Below are 15,591 nucleotides of genomic sequence, written 5' to 3'. Positions count from 1 at the left end.
TCAGACTTCCTCGAAGCGGATCGGGAGAGCGCCCTTCCACAGCACGCTCTTGCCGAGGGTCGCGAGATTCTCCAGGCCCGAGGTCACGGTGATGAAGTGGTTGCCGGCGAGCTGGCCCATCTTGCTGGCGAAGCTCACGCCACCATAGGCCATCAGGATCTCGGTCTCGCTAATGCCGCCGGGATAGAGGATGATCTGGCCGGGCGCGGGATAGCTGGTGTGGTTCTCGTAGCCGACGCCGAAATCGAGATCGCCGAGCGGCATCCAGACCGCTTCGCCGCTCCAGCGCACGTGGATGATGTGGCTTTCGAACGGCAGCGCCTTACGGAACGCTGCGACGGTCTTGGGCGCCGCCTGCTCCTCGAAGCGGGCATCGAAGGTGAAATCGCCGGCGCGGATAACGAGTTTGCTCATCTCATCTCTCTGGATCGAGGGCGAAAGGCCCCCCGTGGAATTTTCAAGCAAAGAGCATTCCAGACAGGATCGCGCAAGGGGCGCGAGCCGTCACCTGCGGTCGTAGGACCAGCCGAAAATGCCGCTCCGCCGCGCTTCCGGCTCCGCCTCGGCGGCCGGTGCGGGTGCTTCCTTCAGTTCCGCCTGCGGCGGCGGCGCGGGCGGCGCCGGCAGGTTCTCGCACTTCATGGAATAGACCAGCTTGCCGTCCGCGGTCCGTCCGATCGGGGCGCAGGGGTCCGGATGCGCCGCCGAACTCTTCGCAGTCGGCTTGACCTGCGCAGCCGCCGGCGAGGCGATCAGGAGAAGAACCAGCAGATATTTCGACATCGTTGTCGCCTTGAACCCCAATTCGCCCCATTGAACCGGATTGCGGCGGGCAAGTCCATCGGGGCCACAGGGGCGGCTGCCGAATATTTAGCCGGGACCAAAAAATTTGCTCGCTCCAACGTGATGGCCGCGCTTCCGATCGTGAAGCCAGCGCTGCTGATATTCGGCAGGCCACATCGCCATGTCTGCCGCAACGACGACAACATGTCTCACAGCCGAAGTGTCGTCACGGGAGAAACAGCGATGCAAAAGATTTTTGTCATTCTCGGCGCCACCTTGATCGCCGCCGCGACCATCCAGACCGCCGCGGCAAGCGACCGCCACCACACCCGCAAGGCACCGCCTGCGCCGATCACCCAGTCGGTGCGCGATTCCAACGCCGCGGTCTGGCCGTCGCAGCCGACCACGCCCGACTGGTCGCGCTACGCCAACGGTGCGATGTCGGCACCCGCGGGACGGTGATGTCGCAGTTATAGAGCGCAACTGCTTCGACACCCCGCGCGTGTCCCGGACGCGCTGCAGCGCGCAAACGTTGCTGCCCTGCGTCCGGGGCACGAGAGCGGATGTGACGCTCGTTCTCTCCGCGCTGTCATTGCGAGGAGCCCTTGCGACGAAGCAATCCAGAATCTTTCCGCGGAGGGATTCTGGATTGCCTCGCTGCGCTTGCAATGACGGAGTATGAGGCAGCAGCCTCGCTCTTCCAATTCGCACATTAAACTCGCAGACACGCCTTCGCGTCCTCGCGGCGCAATTCGCCCGAGCTTTGCTTCATCTCTCGCCCCTCTCAAGCCAAGAGGGCGCAGGGAAGGCCGGGTGCCGGCGGCACCCGCGGTCTACTGTGCGAATTTAGTGAAGGAAACCGCACAGCAGCATACAGGTGAAGCCCAACACACGGCCTTCCCTGCGCAGTGGTTGGACGGCTTATGCCGTGCTCTCCCGGGAGCCGAGTTCGTTTTGGCCTCCCTCCCCCCGTGGAATTCACCGGCATCGCGCCGGTTGACGCGAATGCCGCATCCACGAAGGCTTGACCGTAGCAACGACGGCCAGGACCACACGGTTTTGCCGTACGCACGGCCCGCCTTTTCGCCGCAGTTTTCCCAGCCCTGTCGACGGAGCCGGAAACTTACAGACGAGACGAAGCCTGGCAGCGCCGCTCGTCGGCGCGAAGCCCCGGGCTCACGGAGAGCAATCCGCCCTGCCCACGCCTCTCGCACCCGAACGCTGCCGCGTCCACCGCAACCCGGCTCTCGATAGTCACGACACGAGATCGCCCCTCAAGATCAAGCCGGGATGGGCGACACATACGACAAATCAGAATTTCGGTAAAGTGGAATATTTTTGAGCGGGCGGATTGACGGCCTCGCGGGTGTTTTGCCCGTCGGGCAAAGCGGGACCCGTGGCCCGGATTACGCTTCGCTCCATCCGGGCTACGGCAACTCATCAATAGCGCGGGTCACCGTAGACGCGCGGATCGCGATAGCCTCCGCCGCCGTAATAGGGCTGCCGGTAGCCGCCGCCGTAATACCCGTTGCCACCATAATAGCCCGAACCACGATCATAGTAGTATTGGTTCTCGTAATAGTCGCGGCGCCGGCTTTCAGCGATGGCGCCGATGGCGAGGCCGGTCGCCGCGCCCATGATGGCCAGGGCTGCGCCGTTCGGTCCGCGGCGATAATAGCGGCGTTTGGCGGCGCTGAAGTCAGTGGCGCCGGATGTAGCCTGGCCAGCCACGGACGCCTTGGCGGGCGTCCCGGACGAAGCCGCGGCAGACGGCGATGCGGACGCCGCGACCAGGGCGAGGCTTGCGAACGCGGCCACCAGCGTGTTGCGGCTGACTGCGGAAATCATTGGTCCAACACTCATTTCGACCTTCCTCTGTTCTCGCCCAAAAAGAGATATGCAAACAATATGTAATGCGCAAACCACTGAAATGGTTTCATGATCGCGGCAATCTGCCACGCCTTGAGCGATTGTAAACCGAACGAGCTGATCCAGCTTGCTCCATTCAACCTGAGCGGATAATGAACAGCCGCGCCGTTTTGCGGTCGCCGTAAGCGTTTTACGTGAACCAACGCATCAACCGACGCCGTCGGGATCGATGCCGTTTTGCAAGGTTCACCGTGACTGACGCGTCCTTTTCCTCAAGAGAAATCAGATGATTGCGGTTCGCAAACTGCCGGCGCGCTATGCGCCGATCGTGATGCCATTCGTGCTGTCCATCCTCATGACGGCCGTGGTGTCGGTCATTTCCACGCTTCGGAGCCTCGGCGCAACGCCGGCGTTCCTGGCGACCTGGCCGGGCGCCTGGGCGCTGTCATGGCTCGTGGCCTTTCCTACGCTGCTGATAATGCTGCCGCTGGTCCGCCGGATCGTGGCCTGCGTCGTCGCGGCTCCGTCTCAACCGGGCTGACGGCCGAAGCCTACGTCAACGCCCCCAACACCCCGCGCGTCGCCTTGTCGATCTCTTCGACATAGCGGCGGCGGGCGAAGGTCTCGGTGAGGAAGCCGACGACCTTGCGGCTGTCGGTGGAATCGACCACCGCCAGCATTTCGGCTTCGGCCTCGTCAAACACTGCCATCGCCGACTTCACGTTCATCTCCGGGATCAGCACGATCTCGGTCAGGCGCGCGAGCTCGATCACCTGGATGTCGTCGGCGATGGTGTCGAGATCGCCGGAGAACAGGTCGGGGAGCAGGACGAGGCCGACATACTCGTCGGCATTGTTGACGATGACGACGCCCGGCCGCGATCCCAGCGCGAATTCGCGGCGCACTGCGGCGATCGTCGTCGTCGACGGCACCTTGCCGACATCGGAGCGCATCAGCCGCTCAACGGTCAGGTTACGCAGCCAGCCGACGTCGTTGGCGCTGCGGATGGTCTCGCCGCGCAGATGCAGGCGCCAGGTCGAGAAGGAGTGGCCGAACATGAAGCGGACGCAGATCGAGGTGACGATGCAGCCGGCGAGCACCACGGCGGTGACATCGACATTGCGGGTCATCTCAAGCACGAGAAACGACATGGTCAACGGGCCGCCGACGATCGCAACGCCGAGCGTCGCCATGCCCGTCAGCATCGCCACCAGCGGATCGATCACGAATTCCGGGCTGATCAGCAGCAGCACCGCGGAGAAGAACTTTCCGATCAGGCTGCCGACGAACAGCGAGGCGAAGAAAAGGCCGCCACGGAAACCTGAAGCTAGCGAGATCAGGCAGGCCGTCACCTTCAAGGCAATGATGATCGCGATCAGGCCGATCGTCATGTCGTGAAAGAGATCGAGCACCATGGCGCCGTGGCCGGCCGCGAGCACCTGCGGCGTGACGATGGCAAAGCCGCCGACGATGAGGCCGCCGATCACCGGGCGCAGCCAGACCGGCAGCCATTTGAACAGGCGCTCGAACATCGAGGATGAACGCATCACCGCGATGCCGACGCCGCTGGTGACGAGCGCGAGCCCGATCAGCGCCAGATATTGCTCGACGCCGACGGCGCTGACTTTCGGTATCTCCAGAGAATACGGCGCGCCGCCGAGCCATTGCGCCGTCAGGGCGCCGGCGAGCGACGCCGCCAGGATCGGCGCGGCGCTGCCGACCGAATAGACGCCGACGATCAATTCGCAGGCGTAGAAGGCGCCGGTAATGGGCGCGCCGAATGCTGCTGCGATCGCGGCAGCGGCGCCGCAGCCGACGATCAGGCGCAAATCGTTGCGGCGCAGATTGAAGAACTTGCCGAACAGCGAGGCGATACCGGAACCGATCTGGGTATAGCCGGCCTCGAGGCCGACCGAGGCGCCGCAGCCGTTCGAGATCAGCGTCTGGCTCGACACCACCACGCTGTCGCGCATCGACAGATTGCCGCCGCGCAGGGCATTGGCCTCGATCGGGTCGACCGCGTTCGAGATCTTCAGCCGCCGCCGCCACCATTCCATGATGCCGAGCGCGAGACCGCCGAGCGCGGGCGCGAGCAGCGCCGCCCAGGGACTGACGCGTGTGTTGGCGGAGAGGCGGACATCGATGGGAATGCCGTAGATGACCATATGGGCAATCTGTGCGATCTCGGCCATCAGCGTCACGATGGCGCCGGCAAGCGTGCCGATCACGAGCGCGAGCGGGATCAGGTAGAACTCGTTGCTGCGCAACAGCGCGCGCAGCCGAACCATGACGCGGTTCGATCCCTTGCGATCGGTGATATGTCTGATCCGCACGAACACCGTTTACCCGCCCTACCCTTCCGACATGCCGTAGCCGGCCATGCGCTGGCGGACCCGTTCGATCTCGGCGCTCGAGAGCAGCGGCGGTGTCCCGATCTGGAGGCAGCCGTGATACTGCCGCGCCAGCGTCTCGACCTCGACGGCGAGCCACATCGCCTTGTCCAGCGTCTTGCCGATCGCGATCATGCCGTGATGGTCAAGCAGGCAGGCATGCCGCCCGACCAGCGCGCGCAACGCGTGCTCGGACAGCTCCGCCGTGCCGAAGGTGGCATAGGGCGCGCAGCGGATGCTGTCGCCGCCGGCTGCCGCGATCATGTAGTGCACGGGCGGGATATCCAGGCCCATGATCGCCAGGATGGTGCAATAGGTCGGATGGGCATGGACGACGGCGTTGACGTCATCGCGCGCCTTCAGGATGTCCAGATGGAAGCGCCACTCGCTGGACGGTTTCTGATGGGGCGCATGCGAGCCGTCCATCGCCATGAAGACGATTTGGTCGGGCGTCATGGCCTCATAGGGCACGCTGGTCGGCGTAACCAGCAGGCCGTCCCCATGCCGGACGCTGATATTGCCCGAGGTGCCCTGGTTGATGCCGAGCGCATTCATGCGGCGGCAGGCGTCGATGATGGCCTGTCTCTTGGCGAGCTCGTCCGCTGTCACCGACATCCCGAATTCATCTCGATTTCATCTCGATTTCTTGGCGATGGGCGTTTGTTAGACCGGAAGTACGTCAAAGCAATGTGGCAGCGCAAGCGAAAGCGGCCGGGATTGGAGACAGTCTTGCCGGCGGCCCCGCCAAGCCACGAAATATCACCTAAAATCAATGAATTAGCAGATTGCCGCAGGCTTACGAAAAGCTCGCCCGGACGGCCACAATCCCGTTGATCACGAACTGCACCGAATAGGCCGCGAGCAGCATGCCGAGGACGCGTGACAGCACCGCATTTCCGGTGCGCCCCAGCGTCCGCGCGATCAGGTGGGCTGAGACGAAGCAGAGCATACAGAGCAAGCAGACCGCGACGACGATCGCGATGATGATGGCAAGCCTGGCCCCGTAGCCAGCACCGCCCGAGAGCAGCAGCGTGGTCGCGATCGCGCCGGGCCCGGCCATCATGGGGATCGCCAGCGGAAACACGGCGACATCGGAGGCATGCTCCGAGGTCGCCTTGTCGGCCTCCCGGGCCTCACGATGCGGACGGTCACCAAAAATCATCTGGTAGGAGACGCCGAACAGCAGCAGCCCGCCGGCGATCTGGAAGGCGGGGATGCCGATCCCGAGCTGGCGCAGCAGCCAGTTTCCGGCCAGCGCGATCACGATCAGGATCGAGGCCGCGATCAGCGGCGCACGCAGCGCGACCGTCCGCTTGATTGTGTCGGGCATGCCCCCGGTCGCGGCCAGAAAGGCCGGCGCGAGGCCGACGGGATCGACCACCAGCAGCAGCGTGACGAAGGCGGACAGGGCGAAGTCGAGCATGGGCTGGGCGTCTCGGGGCGGGCGCGGTTCAGGCGCCAAGCCATAGCGGCTCGCGCCCGCCTTCGCGAGGAACAATTGCTTTCGAAGAGTCTTTATCGCCCGAGGATTGAGGAAGGGCATGCCTTCCCGTGTCGCCTCAAGAGGAGAGGATTTATGGCTAAGAAAGCAAAGAAACGTGCGAACAGGAAAAAGACCGCAGCGCGCCGCCCGCGTCAGGCGCCCAAGATGCTCAGCGATTTGTTCCTGGAAACGCTGAAGGACATCTATTTCGCCGAGAACAAGATCATCAAGACGCTGCCGAAGATGGCCAAGGCAGCGCATTCGAAGGATCTCGCGGCGGCCTTCAACAAGCATCTGCGCGAGACGCAGGGCCAGGTCAAACGTCTGGAGCAGATCTTCAAGATGCTGGACAAGCCTGCGCGCGGCAAGCCGTGCGAGGCCATCAACGGCATCACCGACGAGGGCGCCGAGATCATGAAGGATTTCAAGAACGCCCCTGCCCTCGACGCCGGCCTGCTTGCAGCAGCCCAAGCCGTCGAGCACTACGAGATCTCCCGCTACGGCACGCTGCGCACCTGGGCCGAGGAGCTCGGCATGCCCGAGGCCGCACGCCTGCTGCAGGCGACGCTGGATGAGGAAGAAGCGACCGATCACGCGCTGAGCGAGCTCGCGACCTCCGTCATCAACCTCGAAGCGGAAGCCGAGTATCGCGAAGCCGCCTGATCGGCGCGCTACGCCCAATTGTTGCCTTCGACGCCGCGGAACATCTCCGCGGCGTCGATGCGTCTGACTGCAAGGGCCTCTTCCGATTGGAGAGGCAGGCATGCTCAAACGCGCGATGCTGGAAATTTGAGGAACCATCCCCATATCCTCTTTTTCCAACCGCAGCGCCTTCCCCGAGTTTTGCCATGCAACCCAAAAATCCCCTCGACTGGATGCTGTCCGAAGCGCTGGACCAGCTGACCCGTGCCGAACGGCTGCGTCAGCAGTTCGGCCGCCAGGAAGCCTGCTGGGAACCGCCGATCGACGTGCTCGAGACCGAGCATGAGCTCCTGATCCTGGTCGCGCTTCCCGGCGTCAATCCGGACAATGTCGAGACTGTCATCCATGACGGCGTGCTCGTCATCTCCGGTCAGCGCACGCTTCCGCCGGAGCTTCGCAACGCCCGCATTCACCGGCTCGAGCTGCCGCAGGGGCGTTTTGAGCGCCGCATTGCATTGCCCCTTGGCCGCTACGCGATCAGCCGTTTCGTGATGGACGGATGCGTCGCACTGCGCCTCGCCAAATCCTGAGATCGATCATGGCCACCGAACAAATGAATAATTCACAGACCAGTCCCGACGTGAAGATCCCCGAAGACGCGCTGATCATCATCCCCGTGCGCGACATGGTGCTGTTTCCCGGCGCCATCGGGCCGATCGCGATCGCGCGGCCGAAGTCGATCGCCGCCGCGCAGCAGGCGCTGCGCGAGCAGCGGCCGATCGGCATCGTCCTGCAACGCAGCCCCGAGACCGAGGAGCCCGGGCCGGACGACCTCTACCGGGTCGCGACCATCGCCAACATCGTGCGCTACATCACCGCGCCCGACGGCACCCATCACATCGTCTGCCAGGGTGTGCAGCGCGCGCGCATCCTCGACTTCCTGCCGGGGACGCCGTTCCCGGCCGCGCGGATCCAGCAGATTCCGGAGCCGGCCACGAGCTCGCCCGAGATCGAGGCGCGTGCGCTGAATTTGCAACGCCAGGCGATCGAGGCGACCGAGCTGCTGCCGCAGGCGCCGCAAGAGCTGGTCGCGATGTTCCAGAGCACCACCGCGCCCGGCGCACTGGCCGATCTGGCGACGTCGTTCATGGATATCAAGCCGCAGGACAAGCAGGAGGTTCTGGAGACCATCGACCTCACCTTGCGCGTTGAGAAGGTGTCGAAGCATCTGGCCGAACGGCTGGAGGTGCTGCGCATCAGCAACGAGATCGGCCAGAAGACCCGCGCCTCGTTCGACGAGCGGCAGCGCGAGGCGATCCTGCGCGAGCAGATGGCGACCATTCAGCGCCAGCTCGGTGAAGGCGACGGCAAGGCGGCCGAGGTCGCGGAGCTGACGGCTGCGATCACGCAGGCAAAGATGCCGCCGGAGGCGGACGCGCACGCCAGGAAGGAGCTGCGCCGCTACGAGCGCATGCCGGAGGCCGCCGGCGAAGCCGGCATGGTTCGCACGTATCTCGACTGGCTGATCGAGCTGCCATGGGCGCTGCCCGCGGAGAAGCCGATCGACATCAAGGAAGCGCGTCGCATCCTCGACGCTGATCACTTCGGCCTGGAGAAGATCAAGACCCGGATCATCGAATATCTGGCGGTGCGCAAGCTGGCGCCGCAGGGCAAGGCCCCGATCCTGTGCTTCGTCGGCCCGCCCGGCGTCGGCAAGACCTCGCTCGGTCAGTCCATCGCACGCGCGATGGATCGCCCCTTCGTGCGCGTCAGCCTCGGCGGCGTGCATGACGAGGCCGAGATCCGCGGTCACCGGCGCACCTATATCGGCGCGCTGCCCGGCAACATCATCCAGGGCATCAAGAAAGCCGGCACGCGGAACTGCGTGATGATGCTGGACGAGATCGACAAGATGGGCCGTGGCGTGCAGGGCGATCCTTCCGCTGCGATGCTGGAGGTGCTCGACCCCGAGCAGAACGGGACGTTCCGGGACAATTACCTGGCCGTGCCCTTCGACCTCTCGCGCGTGGTGTTCATCGCGACGGCCAACATGCTGGACCAGATTCCGGGTCCGCTGCTGGACCGCATGGAGCTGATCAGCCTTGCCGGTTACACCGAGGAGGAGAAGCTGGAAATCGCGAAGCGCTATCTGGTGCGGCGGCAGCTCGAGGCCAACGGCTTGACCGCCGAGCAGGCCGAGATCGAGCCGGAGGCGCTGAAGCTGGTCGTCAAGGGCTACACCCGCGAGGCCGGCGTGCGTAACCTCGAGCGCGAGATCGGCAAGCTGTTCCGGCATGTCGCGGTGCAGGTTGCCGAGGGTACGGCTGCGAAGGTCGTGGTGACGCCAAAGGACATCGGTACCGTGCTCGGCCAGCCGCGCTTCGAGGGCGAGATCGCGCAGCGCACCAGTGTTCCTGGCGTGGCCACCGGCCTTGCCTGGACGCCTGTTGGCGGCGACATCCTGTTCATCGAGGCCTCGCGCGTATCAGGCCGGGGCGGCATGATCCTGACCGGCCAGCTCGGCGAGGTCATGCGCGAGAGCGTGCAGGCGGCGCTGACGCTGGTGAAGAGCAAGGCGACGCAGCTCGGCATCGATCAATCGCTGTTCGAGAAGAGCGACATCCACGTTCACGTTCCGGCGGGCGCAACCCCGAAGGACGGACCGAGCGCCGGCGTCGCGATGTTCACGGCGCTGACGTCGCTGCTCACCAACCGCACGGTGCGCAGCGACACGGCGATGACCGGCGAGATCTCGCTGCGCGGCCTGGTGCTGCCGGTCGGCGGCATCAAGGAGAAGGTGGTGGCTGCGGCTGCCGCCGGATTGAAGCGGGTGATGCTTCCGGCGCGCAACAAGCGGGACTATGACGACATCCCGAAGAGCGCGCGGGACAAGCTCGAATTCATCTGGCTGGAGCGCGTCGACGAGGCCATCGCCGCAGCGCTCGAGCCGGCTGATGCCCAAGTCGATGCGAAGGTCGAAGCGGCGGAGTGAATGCGATGAAGAAACTGCTGGAAGAAGCAAAGCGATCGCGGACAACGCAGCGGCTGCGCCGGCTGCTCGATCGTGCCATCGATCGGGTGCGTGATGCACTCGCAGGACCGGAGCCGCGGCTTCAGCCGATCCCGGTCCGGGTCAAACGCCGCAGGGGCTGATCCCCTCCGTATCAGCCCCTGCGGCGCTCGATACAAAAGGCCCCCTCTTCCGAGGGGGCCTTTGCGTTATCAGGCCACAGCGTCCTTGGCAGCCTTGACCGGGCGGGCGCGGACGATCTTCCGGGCCGGCTTGGCCTTGAACATCATCTCTTCACCCGTGAACGGGTTGGTGCCCTTGCGCGCCTTGGTCGCGGGCTTCTTGATCACCACGAACTTGGCGAAGCCCGGCACCAGGAACAGGCCGTTCTTCTTGAGCTCCTTGTGGCCGACGTCGGTCAGCGTCTCCATGACGCTCTTGACGTCGCGCTTGGACAGCTCGGTGGTGGTCGCAATCTTTTCGATCAGCTGCGATTTCGACATTTGGGTGGCCATCGTGTCTCCTCTGATTCGTTGACGGCTGCATATTAGACCAACCGGCGAAGGCCTATAACCTTCTGCACAGTTTTGTCACGGTTTTTGCGGGCTTTTTTGGCCCCGTGCGACAAAAACCCCTGCTTTTTAGCTATTTCCAGAGTGGAAAGCGCCTCGGGCAGCGGTTTTTGCCTTGTTTCAAAGGCCCGCACGCTGCCTTGCTAAAGCTGATTCGCGGCTTTCGACAAGCGACGACCGGCCTATTTGTTGGAGGGGGAGCGCGATTCACCCTGAAAAATAGGGCTAGATCGTCGTATTGCCGCGATTGCGGGTGCTCTCTCTCCCCGTTTTTACGGGGCCGCGACGAGCTTCGCTCGCGCTAGATACGCTCGATGATGATGGCCGGAGCCATGCCGCCTGCCGCGCACATGGTGACGAGCCCGCGCTTGAGGTCGCGCCGTTCGAGCTCGTCGAGCACGGTGCCGATCAGAATCGAGCCGGTCGCGCCGATGGGATGACCGAGCGCGATCGAGCCGCCATTGACGTTGACCTTGGCGCGGTCGAGCTTGAGATCGCGGATGTATTTTTCCGCCACGACCGCGAAGGCCTCGTTGATCTCGAACAGATCGATGTCGTCGACGGTCAGCCCCGCCTTCGCCAGCACCTTGCGGGTCGCCGGCACCGGCGCGTTCAGCATCAGGGTCGGCGAGTCCCCCATGTTGGCCATCGCCACCACGCGGGCGCGCGGCTTCAGGCCGTGGGCCTTGGCGTAAGCAGGCGAAGCCAGCATGATCGCGGCAGCGCCGTCCACGACGCCGGACGAGTTGCCAGCATGGTGCATGAAGTCGATGTTCAGGCCCGGATGCTTTTGCAGGATGAGGCCGCGATAGGTCGTGCCCTTGTCGTCCAGCGCATAGTCGGCAATGGCGGGGAACGCCGCCTTCAGCGCGCTCAGCCCTTCCATCGTGGTCTGCGGCCGCGGATACTCTTCGTGATCCAGCGCGAGGCTGCCGTCTTCGCGATGCACCGGCACGAGGCTTTTCTTGAAGTGGCCGCCGGCAATTGCCTGCGCAGCGCGCTTCTGGCTTTCCAGCCCAAGCGCATCGACGTCCCTTCGCGTAATGCCTTCCATCGTCGCGATCGCATCGGCGCAGACGCCCTGATGCGATTGCGGATGCTGCGCGCGCAGGCGCAGATTGCCCGAGTCCATCATCATCGGACCGCCGCCGCGGCGTCCCTCCATCGACATCATCTCGCAGCCGCCGGCGATGACGAGGTCTTCCGACCCCGCCATGATCGAGTTTGCAGCCATGCTGACGCTGGTGATGCCGCTTCCGCAGAAGCGGTCGAGCGTCACGGCGCTGGCGCGCACGTCGTAGCCGGCATCGAGTGCCGACATGCGGCCGAGATCGCCGCTTTGCGTTGCGACCTGCGCGCTGCAACCCCAGATGATGTCGTCGACGTCGGCGGTGTTGATGCCGGTGCGATCGGCGAGCGCGCGCAGCACGGTGGCACCGAGCTGCTGCGGATGAATGCCCGAGAGTGCTCCCTTGCCGGCCTTGCCGACGCCTCGCGGGGTGCGGCATGCATCGATGATGAGTGCATCGGTCATTGGCGTTGTCCTCTTGTTATGTATGTTGAGGACGGTTTTGAATCAGGGGCAGAGAGGAGTCAATGCGCGGTGTTTGCCCCCTCGGCCAGATATTCCGCAGCGCGTAAAATCTGGCCTCAAGCCGTCACGCCCCCGCCGCGTTCTTCGCGATCACGTTGCGGTAGAAGCTCGCGCTGAGTTTCGCCGTCCGCACCTGGGTGTCGAAATTGACGTGGTACAGCCCAAAGCGCTTGCTGAGCCCGAACACCCATTCAAAATTGTCCATCAGGCTCCAGAGGAAGTAGCCGCGCACCGGCACCCCTTCGGCGGTGGCGCGCTGGAGCTGGGCGAGATAGTTGCGCAGATACATGATGCGGTCGGTGTCGTAGATCTTGCCGTCGGGCGTGACCACATCGTCGCCGGAGGTGCCGTTCTCGGTGATGTAGATTGCATCCGTCTTCCAGATTTTTGCCGCCAGCTTCGGCACCCAGTAGATCGTCTCCGGCGCGATGCGCAGCCAGTCCGAATTCATGTGCGGGAATGATTTCGGGATCGGCAGCGGCATAAAACCCGCGCCCTGGTCGGACGGCACCACGTAATTTTGCGGTGCGTAGATGTTGAGGCCGAGGAAATCGACCGGCGAGGAGATGATCTTCAGTTCGGCGTCGGTATATTTCGGCGCATCGCGTCCGGCATATTTCAGGAACGCGTCGGTATACTGGCCCGTCATGATGACGTTGAGATAGCCGGCATTCATCTCGCGCAGCGCAATCTCGGCGGCGCGGACATGCTCGGGCGTATCGATCGCGGGAACGCAGACATCGATGTTCTCGGCCGGCCCCACCCTGGTGCCGCGGCGGCCATGGGCGCGCACCGCCTGCACCGCGAGCCCGTGCGCGAGCGCGGTGTTATGCCTGACCTGGTTGACCTCGGCCTGCGGCAGCGTCAGGCCCGGCGCATCGATCGCAAGGCCATAGCCGAACTGCACGAAGCGGCCGCTTTCGTTCAGCGTGAACACGTTCTTGACGCGATCGGTCAGATGCTCCGCGATATAGCCTGCGTAGTCGCCAAAGATCTTGCAGGTTTCAGTCGAACGCCAGCCGCCAAAACGGTCTTGAAGCGATTGCGGCAGATCCCAGTGATAGAGCGTCGCCCACGGCTCGATGCCGTTCTTGAGGCACTCGTCGACGAGGCGATTGTAGAAATCGAGTCCCTTCGGGTTCGGCTTGCCGTCGCCGTCCGGAAACACCCGCGGCCAGGCCACCGAGAAGCGATAGGCCTTACAGCCGAGCTCCTTGATGAGCGCGATATCTTCCTTGTAGCGGTGATAGTGCTCGTTGGCGCGGTCGCCGGTGGTGCCGTCCTCGATCTTGCCGGGGATACGAACGAACTTGTCCCAGATCGAAGCCCCTCGCCCATCCTCGTTGACCGCGCCCTCGACCTGGTAGGACGAGGTCGCCGTGCCCCAGACGAAGCCCGCCGGGAATCCACTTCCGCTACGCGGCGCGGCTGCCGGCTTGGCCTCAGCGAGTTCGAGAGGACTGGCCAGACCGGCTGCGGACACGCTTGCGATTTTCGCGAACTGGCGACGCGAGACCTTGTCCGACATTGATCGTGCCCCCGAGGCGATTGTTACGGCGGCACAATGGCGGGTTAGAAGTCGTTTGAGAAGCGAGGGTCCCGGGACTTGCGGATGCAGAATTGCGGGCCGCGTCGCGATAAATGGACGCGGCCACAGCGCCGTCTCCCGCGATCAGCGCGAACGCTTCGGCAGCTTTGGAAGCTTGTCGGGATTGAACGCTGGAACCCGCGCGGTTTGTTCAGGTGCGGGCGACGGCTGCTCCGTCAGAATGAGCGTTCCCTGAAGAACTATTCCCGGCGCCTGTTCTGCCGTCGCCGTGTAGGTCGCGATCTTGCCGGGGCAGCTTCCCTCGATGGCCAGCGTGAGCTCATCCACGACGCCGAAGACCGTCGCACGCCCATCGGTATGGCGCTTCGTCGACACAGTGGCTGTGAAGCGTTCTCCATCGACCGTGCACGAGCCGTGATACGTCATCAAGCTGTCGCGACCCCATATCTGGCCGTCTGCGACATGGACGATCCCGGCACCTTGATCGAGCGGCGTCTTGTACCACGCCGCGTATGTGCCGTCCTTTAGCATGGGAGCAGTCTCCCCCAGATGTTACCTCGCGGATAAACCGCACGACTGGCGCTAAGAAACCGTTAATCGCGCGGCCCGTGCCAATCCGGTCCCTGCGCAGCCCGGTTGCAAGTGCGGCTCGCTATTCAGGTTCGATGCCGAGCCCTTGAATGATCTTGCCGGACGAGACGAGCTGGTCGTCGAGGAAACGCTTGGCGCCTGCGGTCGTCATGGCATCGCCAACGCGGACATCGAAGCCGAGGGTGGGCGCGCGCTCGCGCACATCGGACGATTCCAGCGCGCGTGCAATCTCGGCGCTGAGCTTTTCAACGATGTCGGCGGGCGTGCCGACCGGGGCCATGAACATGAACCAGCCCTGGAGATCGACGCTTTGCAGCGTCTCCGCGATCGCAGGAACGTCCGGCAGGGAGTCGATCCGCTTGGCTCCGGCAACGGCAACCGGTCGCAGTGTACCTGCCTTGATGAAAGCCTCGGCGATCGATGCCGATTGGATCGTCACCTGGATACGTCCCGAGATGGCGTCCTGCACCGCATTCGTGGTCGTATTGTAGGGGATGAGGACGAAGCCAGTCCCGGCGCTCTTGTTGATGGCTTGAGCGATCAGTCCCGAGAGGTTGCGCGCACCGTCGACGGCGAGGCTCAACGAACCCGGCGCCGACTTTTCAAGCTTGATCAATTCGGCCAGCGTATTGGCCTTCACCTCGGGATTGACGAGGAGGACGTGGTTGCTTTTGGCTGCCATCGCGACCGGCACGAAGTCTTTCACGGGATCATAGGGCAGCTTCTTGAACGTGTAGGGATTGGTGACGAGCGCGGCCGATGTGGCAAACAGGAATGTGTAGCCGTCCGGGGCCGCGCGGGCGACGGATTGCGTGCCGACGAGGTTTGCGGCACCCGGACGGTTCTCGACGATGAACTGCTGCCCGAGGGTGCGGGAGAGTTTTTCGGTGATGAGGCGGCACATCACGTCCGGGCTATTGCCCGCAGGCTGCGGCACGACGATGGTCACCGGCCTCTGCGGCCACGACTGCGCGGATGCCGGAAGAGAGAGACAAAGCGCAGCGCCGGCGAGCAGCAGACAGCGAGATAGTCCGGACATCATGTTCCTCCCTGGAAGATCCCGCTTTTGCGGGGTTTTATTGGTCGTTCGCTAGCCGTCGCCGGCTGC

17 protein-coding genes are annotated in these 15,591 nt (G+C 64.0%); 6 read left to right on the top strand and 11 right to left on the bottom strand.

Annotation, left to right across the window (positions count from 1 at the left end; genetic code table 11):
* Positions 1 to 414 carry a DUF3830 family protein gene (locus BMW89_RS03210; protein WP_092022597.1) on the bottom strand — a complete coding sequence of 138 codons (414 nt, stop codon included), beginning with the start codon at positions 412 to 414 and terminating at the stop codon, positions 1 to 3.
* Between the two features lie 90 nt (positions 415 to 504).
* Entirely contained in the window at positions 505 to 783 is a 279-nt protein-coding gene (locus tag BMW89_RS03205) for a hypothetical protein (protein WP_092023367.1), read from the bottom strand.
* A 243-nt stretch (positions 784 to 1,026) separates the two neighbouring features.
* Between BMW89_RS03205 and BMW89_RS37725 the strand changes: the two genes are divergently transcribed.
* Positions 1,027 to 1,245: a hypothetical protein gene (locus BMW89_RS37725; protein ID WP_177195790.1), complete on the top strand. Its 219-nt coding sequence runs from the start codon at positions 1,027 to 1,029 to the stop codon at positions 1,243 to 1,245.
* A 978-nt stretch (positions 1,246 to 2,223) separates the two neighbouring features.
* Here BMW89_RS37725 and BMW89_RS03190 read toward each other — a convergent pair.
* Positions 2,224 to 2,646 (bottom strand): hypothetical protein, encoded by a 423-nt coding sequence (locus tag BMW89_RS03190; RefSeq protein ID WP_092022595.1) that lies wholly within the window; start codon positions 2,644 to 2,646, stop codon positions 2,224 to 2,226.
* A gap of 292 nt (positions 2,647 to 2,938) precedes the next feature.
* On the opposite strand from BMW89_RS03190, the gene BMW89_RS03185 reads away from it, so the two are divergent.
* Entirely contained in the window at positions 2,939 to 3,193 is a 255-nt protein-coding gene (locus BMW89_RS03185) for a DUF2798 domain-containing protein (RefSeq protein WP_092022593.1), read from the top strand.
* Positions 3,194 to 3,203: 10 nt separating this feature from the next.
* On the opposite strand, the gene BMW89_RS03180 is transcribed toward BMW89_RS03185, so the two are convergent.
* The 3 genes from BMW89_RS03180 to BMW89_RS03170 form a co-directional block, all read right to left on the bottom strand.
* Positions 3,204 to 4,991, bottom strand: coding sequence for a chloride channel protein (locus tag BMW89_RS03180; RefSeq protein WP_092022592.1), 1,788 nt, complete (start codon positions 4,989 to 4,991; stop codon positions 3,204 to 3,206).
* 12 nt (positions 4,992 to 5,003) lie between these two features.
* On the bottom strand, positions 5,004 to 5,657 hold the full coding sequence (locus tag BMW89_RS03175) for an L-fuculose-phosphate aldolase (protein ID WP_177195789.1): 654 nt from the start codon (positions 5,655 to 5,657) through the stop codon (positions 5,004 to 5,006).
* A 181-nt stretch (positions 5,658 to 5,838) separates the two neighbouring features.
* A complete protein-coding gene (locus tag BMW89_RS03170; protein ID WP_092023359.1) occupies positions 5,839 to 6,465 on the bottom strand; it encodes a MarC family protein in 627 nt (208 codons plus the stop codon).
* A gap of 153 nt (positions 6,466 to 6,618) precedes the next feature.
* Between BMW89_RS03170 and BMW89_RS03165 the strand changes: the two genes are divergently transcribed.
* From BMW89_RS03165 to BMW89_RS37720, 4 genes are all read left to right on the top strand, one after another.
* Positions 6,619 to 7,188 carry a YciE/YciF ferroxidase family protein gene (locus BMW89_RS03165; RefSeq protein ID WP_092022590.1) on the top strand — a complete coding sequence of 190 codons (570 nt, stop codon included), beginning with the start codon at positions 6,619 to 6,621 and terminating at the stop codon, positions 7,186 to 7,188.
* A gap of 185 nt (positions 7,189 to 7,373) precedes the next feature.
* Positions 7,374 to 7,757, top strand: a complete 384-nt coding sequence (locus BMW89_RS03160) for an Hsp20/alpha crystallin family protein (protein WP_092022588.1) — start codon at positions 7,374 to 7,376, stop codon at positions 7,755 to 7,757.
* Positions 7,758 to 7,765: 8 nt separating this feature from the next.
* Positions 7,766 to 10,159, top strand: a complete 2,394-nt coding sequence (lon, locus tag BMW89_RS03155) for an endopeptidase La (protein WP_092022586.1) — start codon at positions 7,766 to 7,768, stop codon at positions 10,157 to 10,159.
* A gap of 5 nt (positions 10,160 to 10,164) precedes the next feature.
* Entirely contained in the window at positions 10,165 to 10,320 is a 156-nt protein-coding gene (locus tag BMW89_RS37720) for a hypothetical protein (protein WP_177195788.1), read from the top strand.
* Between the two features lie 69 nt (positions 10,321 to 10,389).
* On the opposite strand, the gene BMW89_RS03150 is transcribed toward BMW89_RS37720, so the two are convergent.
* The 5 genes from BMW89_RS03150 to BMW89_RS03130 all read right to left on the bottom strand — a co-directional run bounded on the left by BMW89_RS03150 (position 10,390) and on the right by BMW89_RS03130 (position 15,522).
* On the bottom strand, positions 10,390 to 10,692 hold the full coding sequence (locus BMW89_RS03150; protein ID WP_092022584.1) for an HU family DNA-binding protein: 303 nt from the start codon (positions 10,690 to 10,692) through the stop codon (positions 10,390 to 10,392).
* A gap of 358 nt (positions 10,693 to 11,050) precedes the next feature.
* Complete coding sequence (locus tag BMW89_RS03145; RefSeq protein WP_092022582.1) at positions 11,051 to 12,283, bottom strand: acetyl-CoA C-acetyltransferase; 1,233 nt, start codon at positions 12,281 to 12,283, stop codon at positions 11,051 to 11,053.
* 124 nt (positions 12,284 to 12,407) lie between these two features.
* Positions 12,408 to 13,871 carry a GH1 family beta-glucosidase gene (locus BMW89_RS03140; RefSeq protein WP_177195787.1) on the bottom strand — a complete coding sequence of 488 codons (1,464 nt, stop codon included), beginning with the start codon at positions 13,869 to 13,871 and terminating at the stop codon, positions 12,408 to 12,410.
* Between the two features lie 144 nt (positions 13,872 to 14,015).
* Positions 14,016 to 14,423 carry a hypothetical protein gene (locus tag BMW89_RS03135; protein WP_092022578.1) on the bottom strand — a complete coding sequence of 136 codons (408 nt, stop codon included), beginning with the start codon at positions 14,421 to 14,423 and terminating at the stop codon, positions 14,016 to 14,018.
* A gap of 121 nt (positions 14,424 to 14,544) precedes the next feature.
* A complete protein-coding gene (locus tag BMW89_RS03130; RefSeq protein WP_092023358.1) occupies positions 14,545 to 15,522 on the bottom strand; it encodes a Bug family tripartite tricarboxylate transporter substrate binding protein in 978 nt (325 codons plus the stop codon).
* Positions 15,523 to 15,591 lie beyond the last annotated feature (69 nt).

The organism is Bradyrhizobium sp. OK095 (assembly GCF_900109945.1).
In the GTDB taxonomy this organism is placed as follows: domain Bacteria; phylum Pseudomonadota; class Alphaproteobacteria; order Rhizobiales; family Xanthobacteraceae; genus Bradyrhizobium.
Note: the sequence above shows the minus strand (reverse complement) of the source record. Positions and strands in the feature narration are given on the sequence as shown.

Excerpts from the sequence above, each read along its gene's own strand:
- BMW89_RS03210 (WP_092022597.1), bottom strand. The coding sequence starts at position 414 with ATGAGCAAACTCGTTATCCGCGCCGGCGATTTCACCTTCGATGCCCGC.
- BMW89_RS03205 (WP_092023367.1), bottom strand. The coding sequence starts at position 783 with ATGTCGAAATATCTGCTGGTTCTTCTCCTGATCGCCTCGCCGGCGGCT.
- BMW89_RS37725 (WP_177195790.1), top strand. The coding sequence starts at position 1,027 with ATGCAAAAGATTTTTGTCATTCTCGGCGCCACCTTGATCGCCGCCGCG.
- BMW89_RS03190 (WP_092022595.1), bottom strand. The coding sequence starts at position 2,646 with ATGAGTGTTGGACCAATGATTTCCGCAGTCAGCCGCAACACGCTGGTG.
- BMW89_RS03185 (WP_092022593.1), top strand. The coding sequence starts at position 2,939 with ATGATTGCGGTTCGCAAACTGCCGGCGCGCTATGCGCCGATCGTGATG.
- BMW89_RS03175 (WP_177195789.1), bottom strand. The coding sequence starts at position 5,657 with ATGTCGGTGACAGCGGACGAGCTCGCCAAGAGACAGGCCATCATCGAC.
- BMW89_RS03170 (WP_092023359.1), bottom strand. The coding sequence starts at position 6,465 with ATGCTCGACTTCGCCCTGTCCGCCTTCGTCACGCTGCTGCTGGTGGTC.
- BMW89_RS03165 (WP_092022590.1), top strand. The coding sequence starts at position 6,619 with ATGGCTAAGAAAGCAAAGAAACGTGCGAACAGGAAAAAGACCGCAGCG.
- BMW89_RS03160 (WP_092022588.1), top strand. The coding sequence starts at position 7,374 with ATGCAACCCAAAAATCCCCTCGACTGGATGCTGTCCGAAGCGCTGGAC.
- lon (WP_092022586.1), top strand. The coding sequence starts at position 7,766 with ATGGCCACCGAACAAATGAATAATTCACAGACCAGTCCCGACGTGAAG.
- BMW89_RS37720 (WP_177195788.1), top strand. The coding sequence starts at position 10,165 with ATGAAGAAACTGCTGGAAGAAGCAAAGCGATCGCGGACAACGCAGCGG.
- BMW89_RS03150 (WP_092022584.1), bottom strand. The coding sequence starts at position 10,692 with ATGGCCACCCAAATGTCGAAATCGCAGCTGATCGAAAAGATTGCGACC.
- BMW89_RS03145 (WP_092022582.1), bottom strand. The coding sequence starts at position 12,283 with ATGACCGATGCACTCATCATCGATGCATGCCGCACCCCGCGAGGCGTC.
- BMW89_RS03140 (WP_177195787.1), bottom strand. The coding sequence starts at position 13,871 with ATGTCGGACAAGGTCTCGCGTCGCCAGTTCGCGAAAATCGCAAGCGTG.
- BMW89_RS03135 (WP_092022578.1), bottom strand. The coding sequence starts at position 14,423 with ATGCTAAAGGACGGCACATACGCGGCGTGGTACAAGACGCCGCTCGAT.
- BMW89_RS03130 (WP_092023358.1), bottom strand. The coding sequence starts at position 15,522 with ATGTCCGGACTATCTCGCTGTCTGCTGCTCGCCGGCGCTGCGCTTTGT.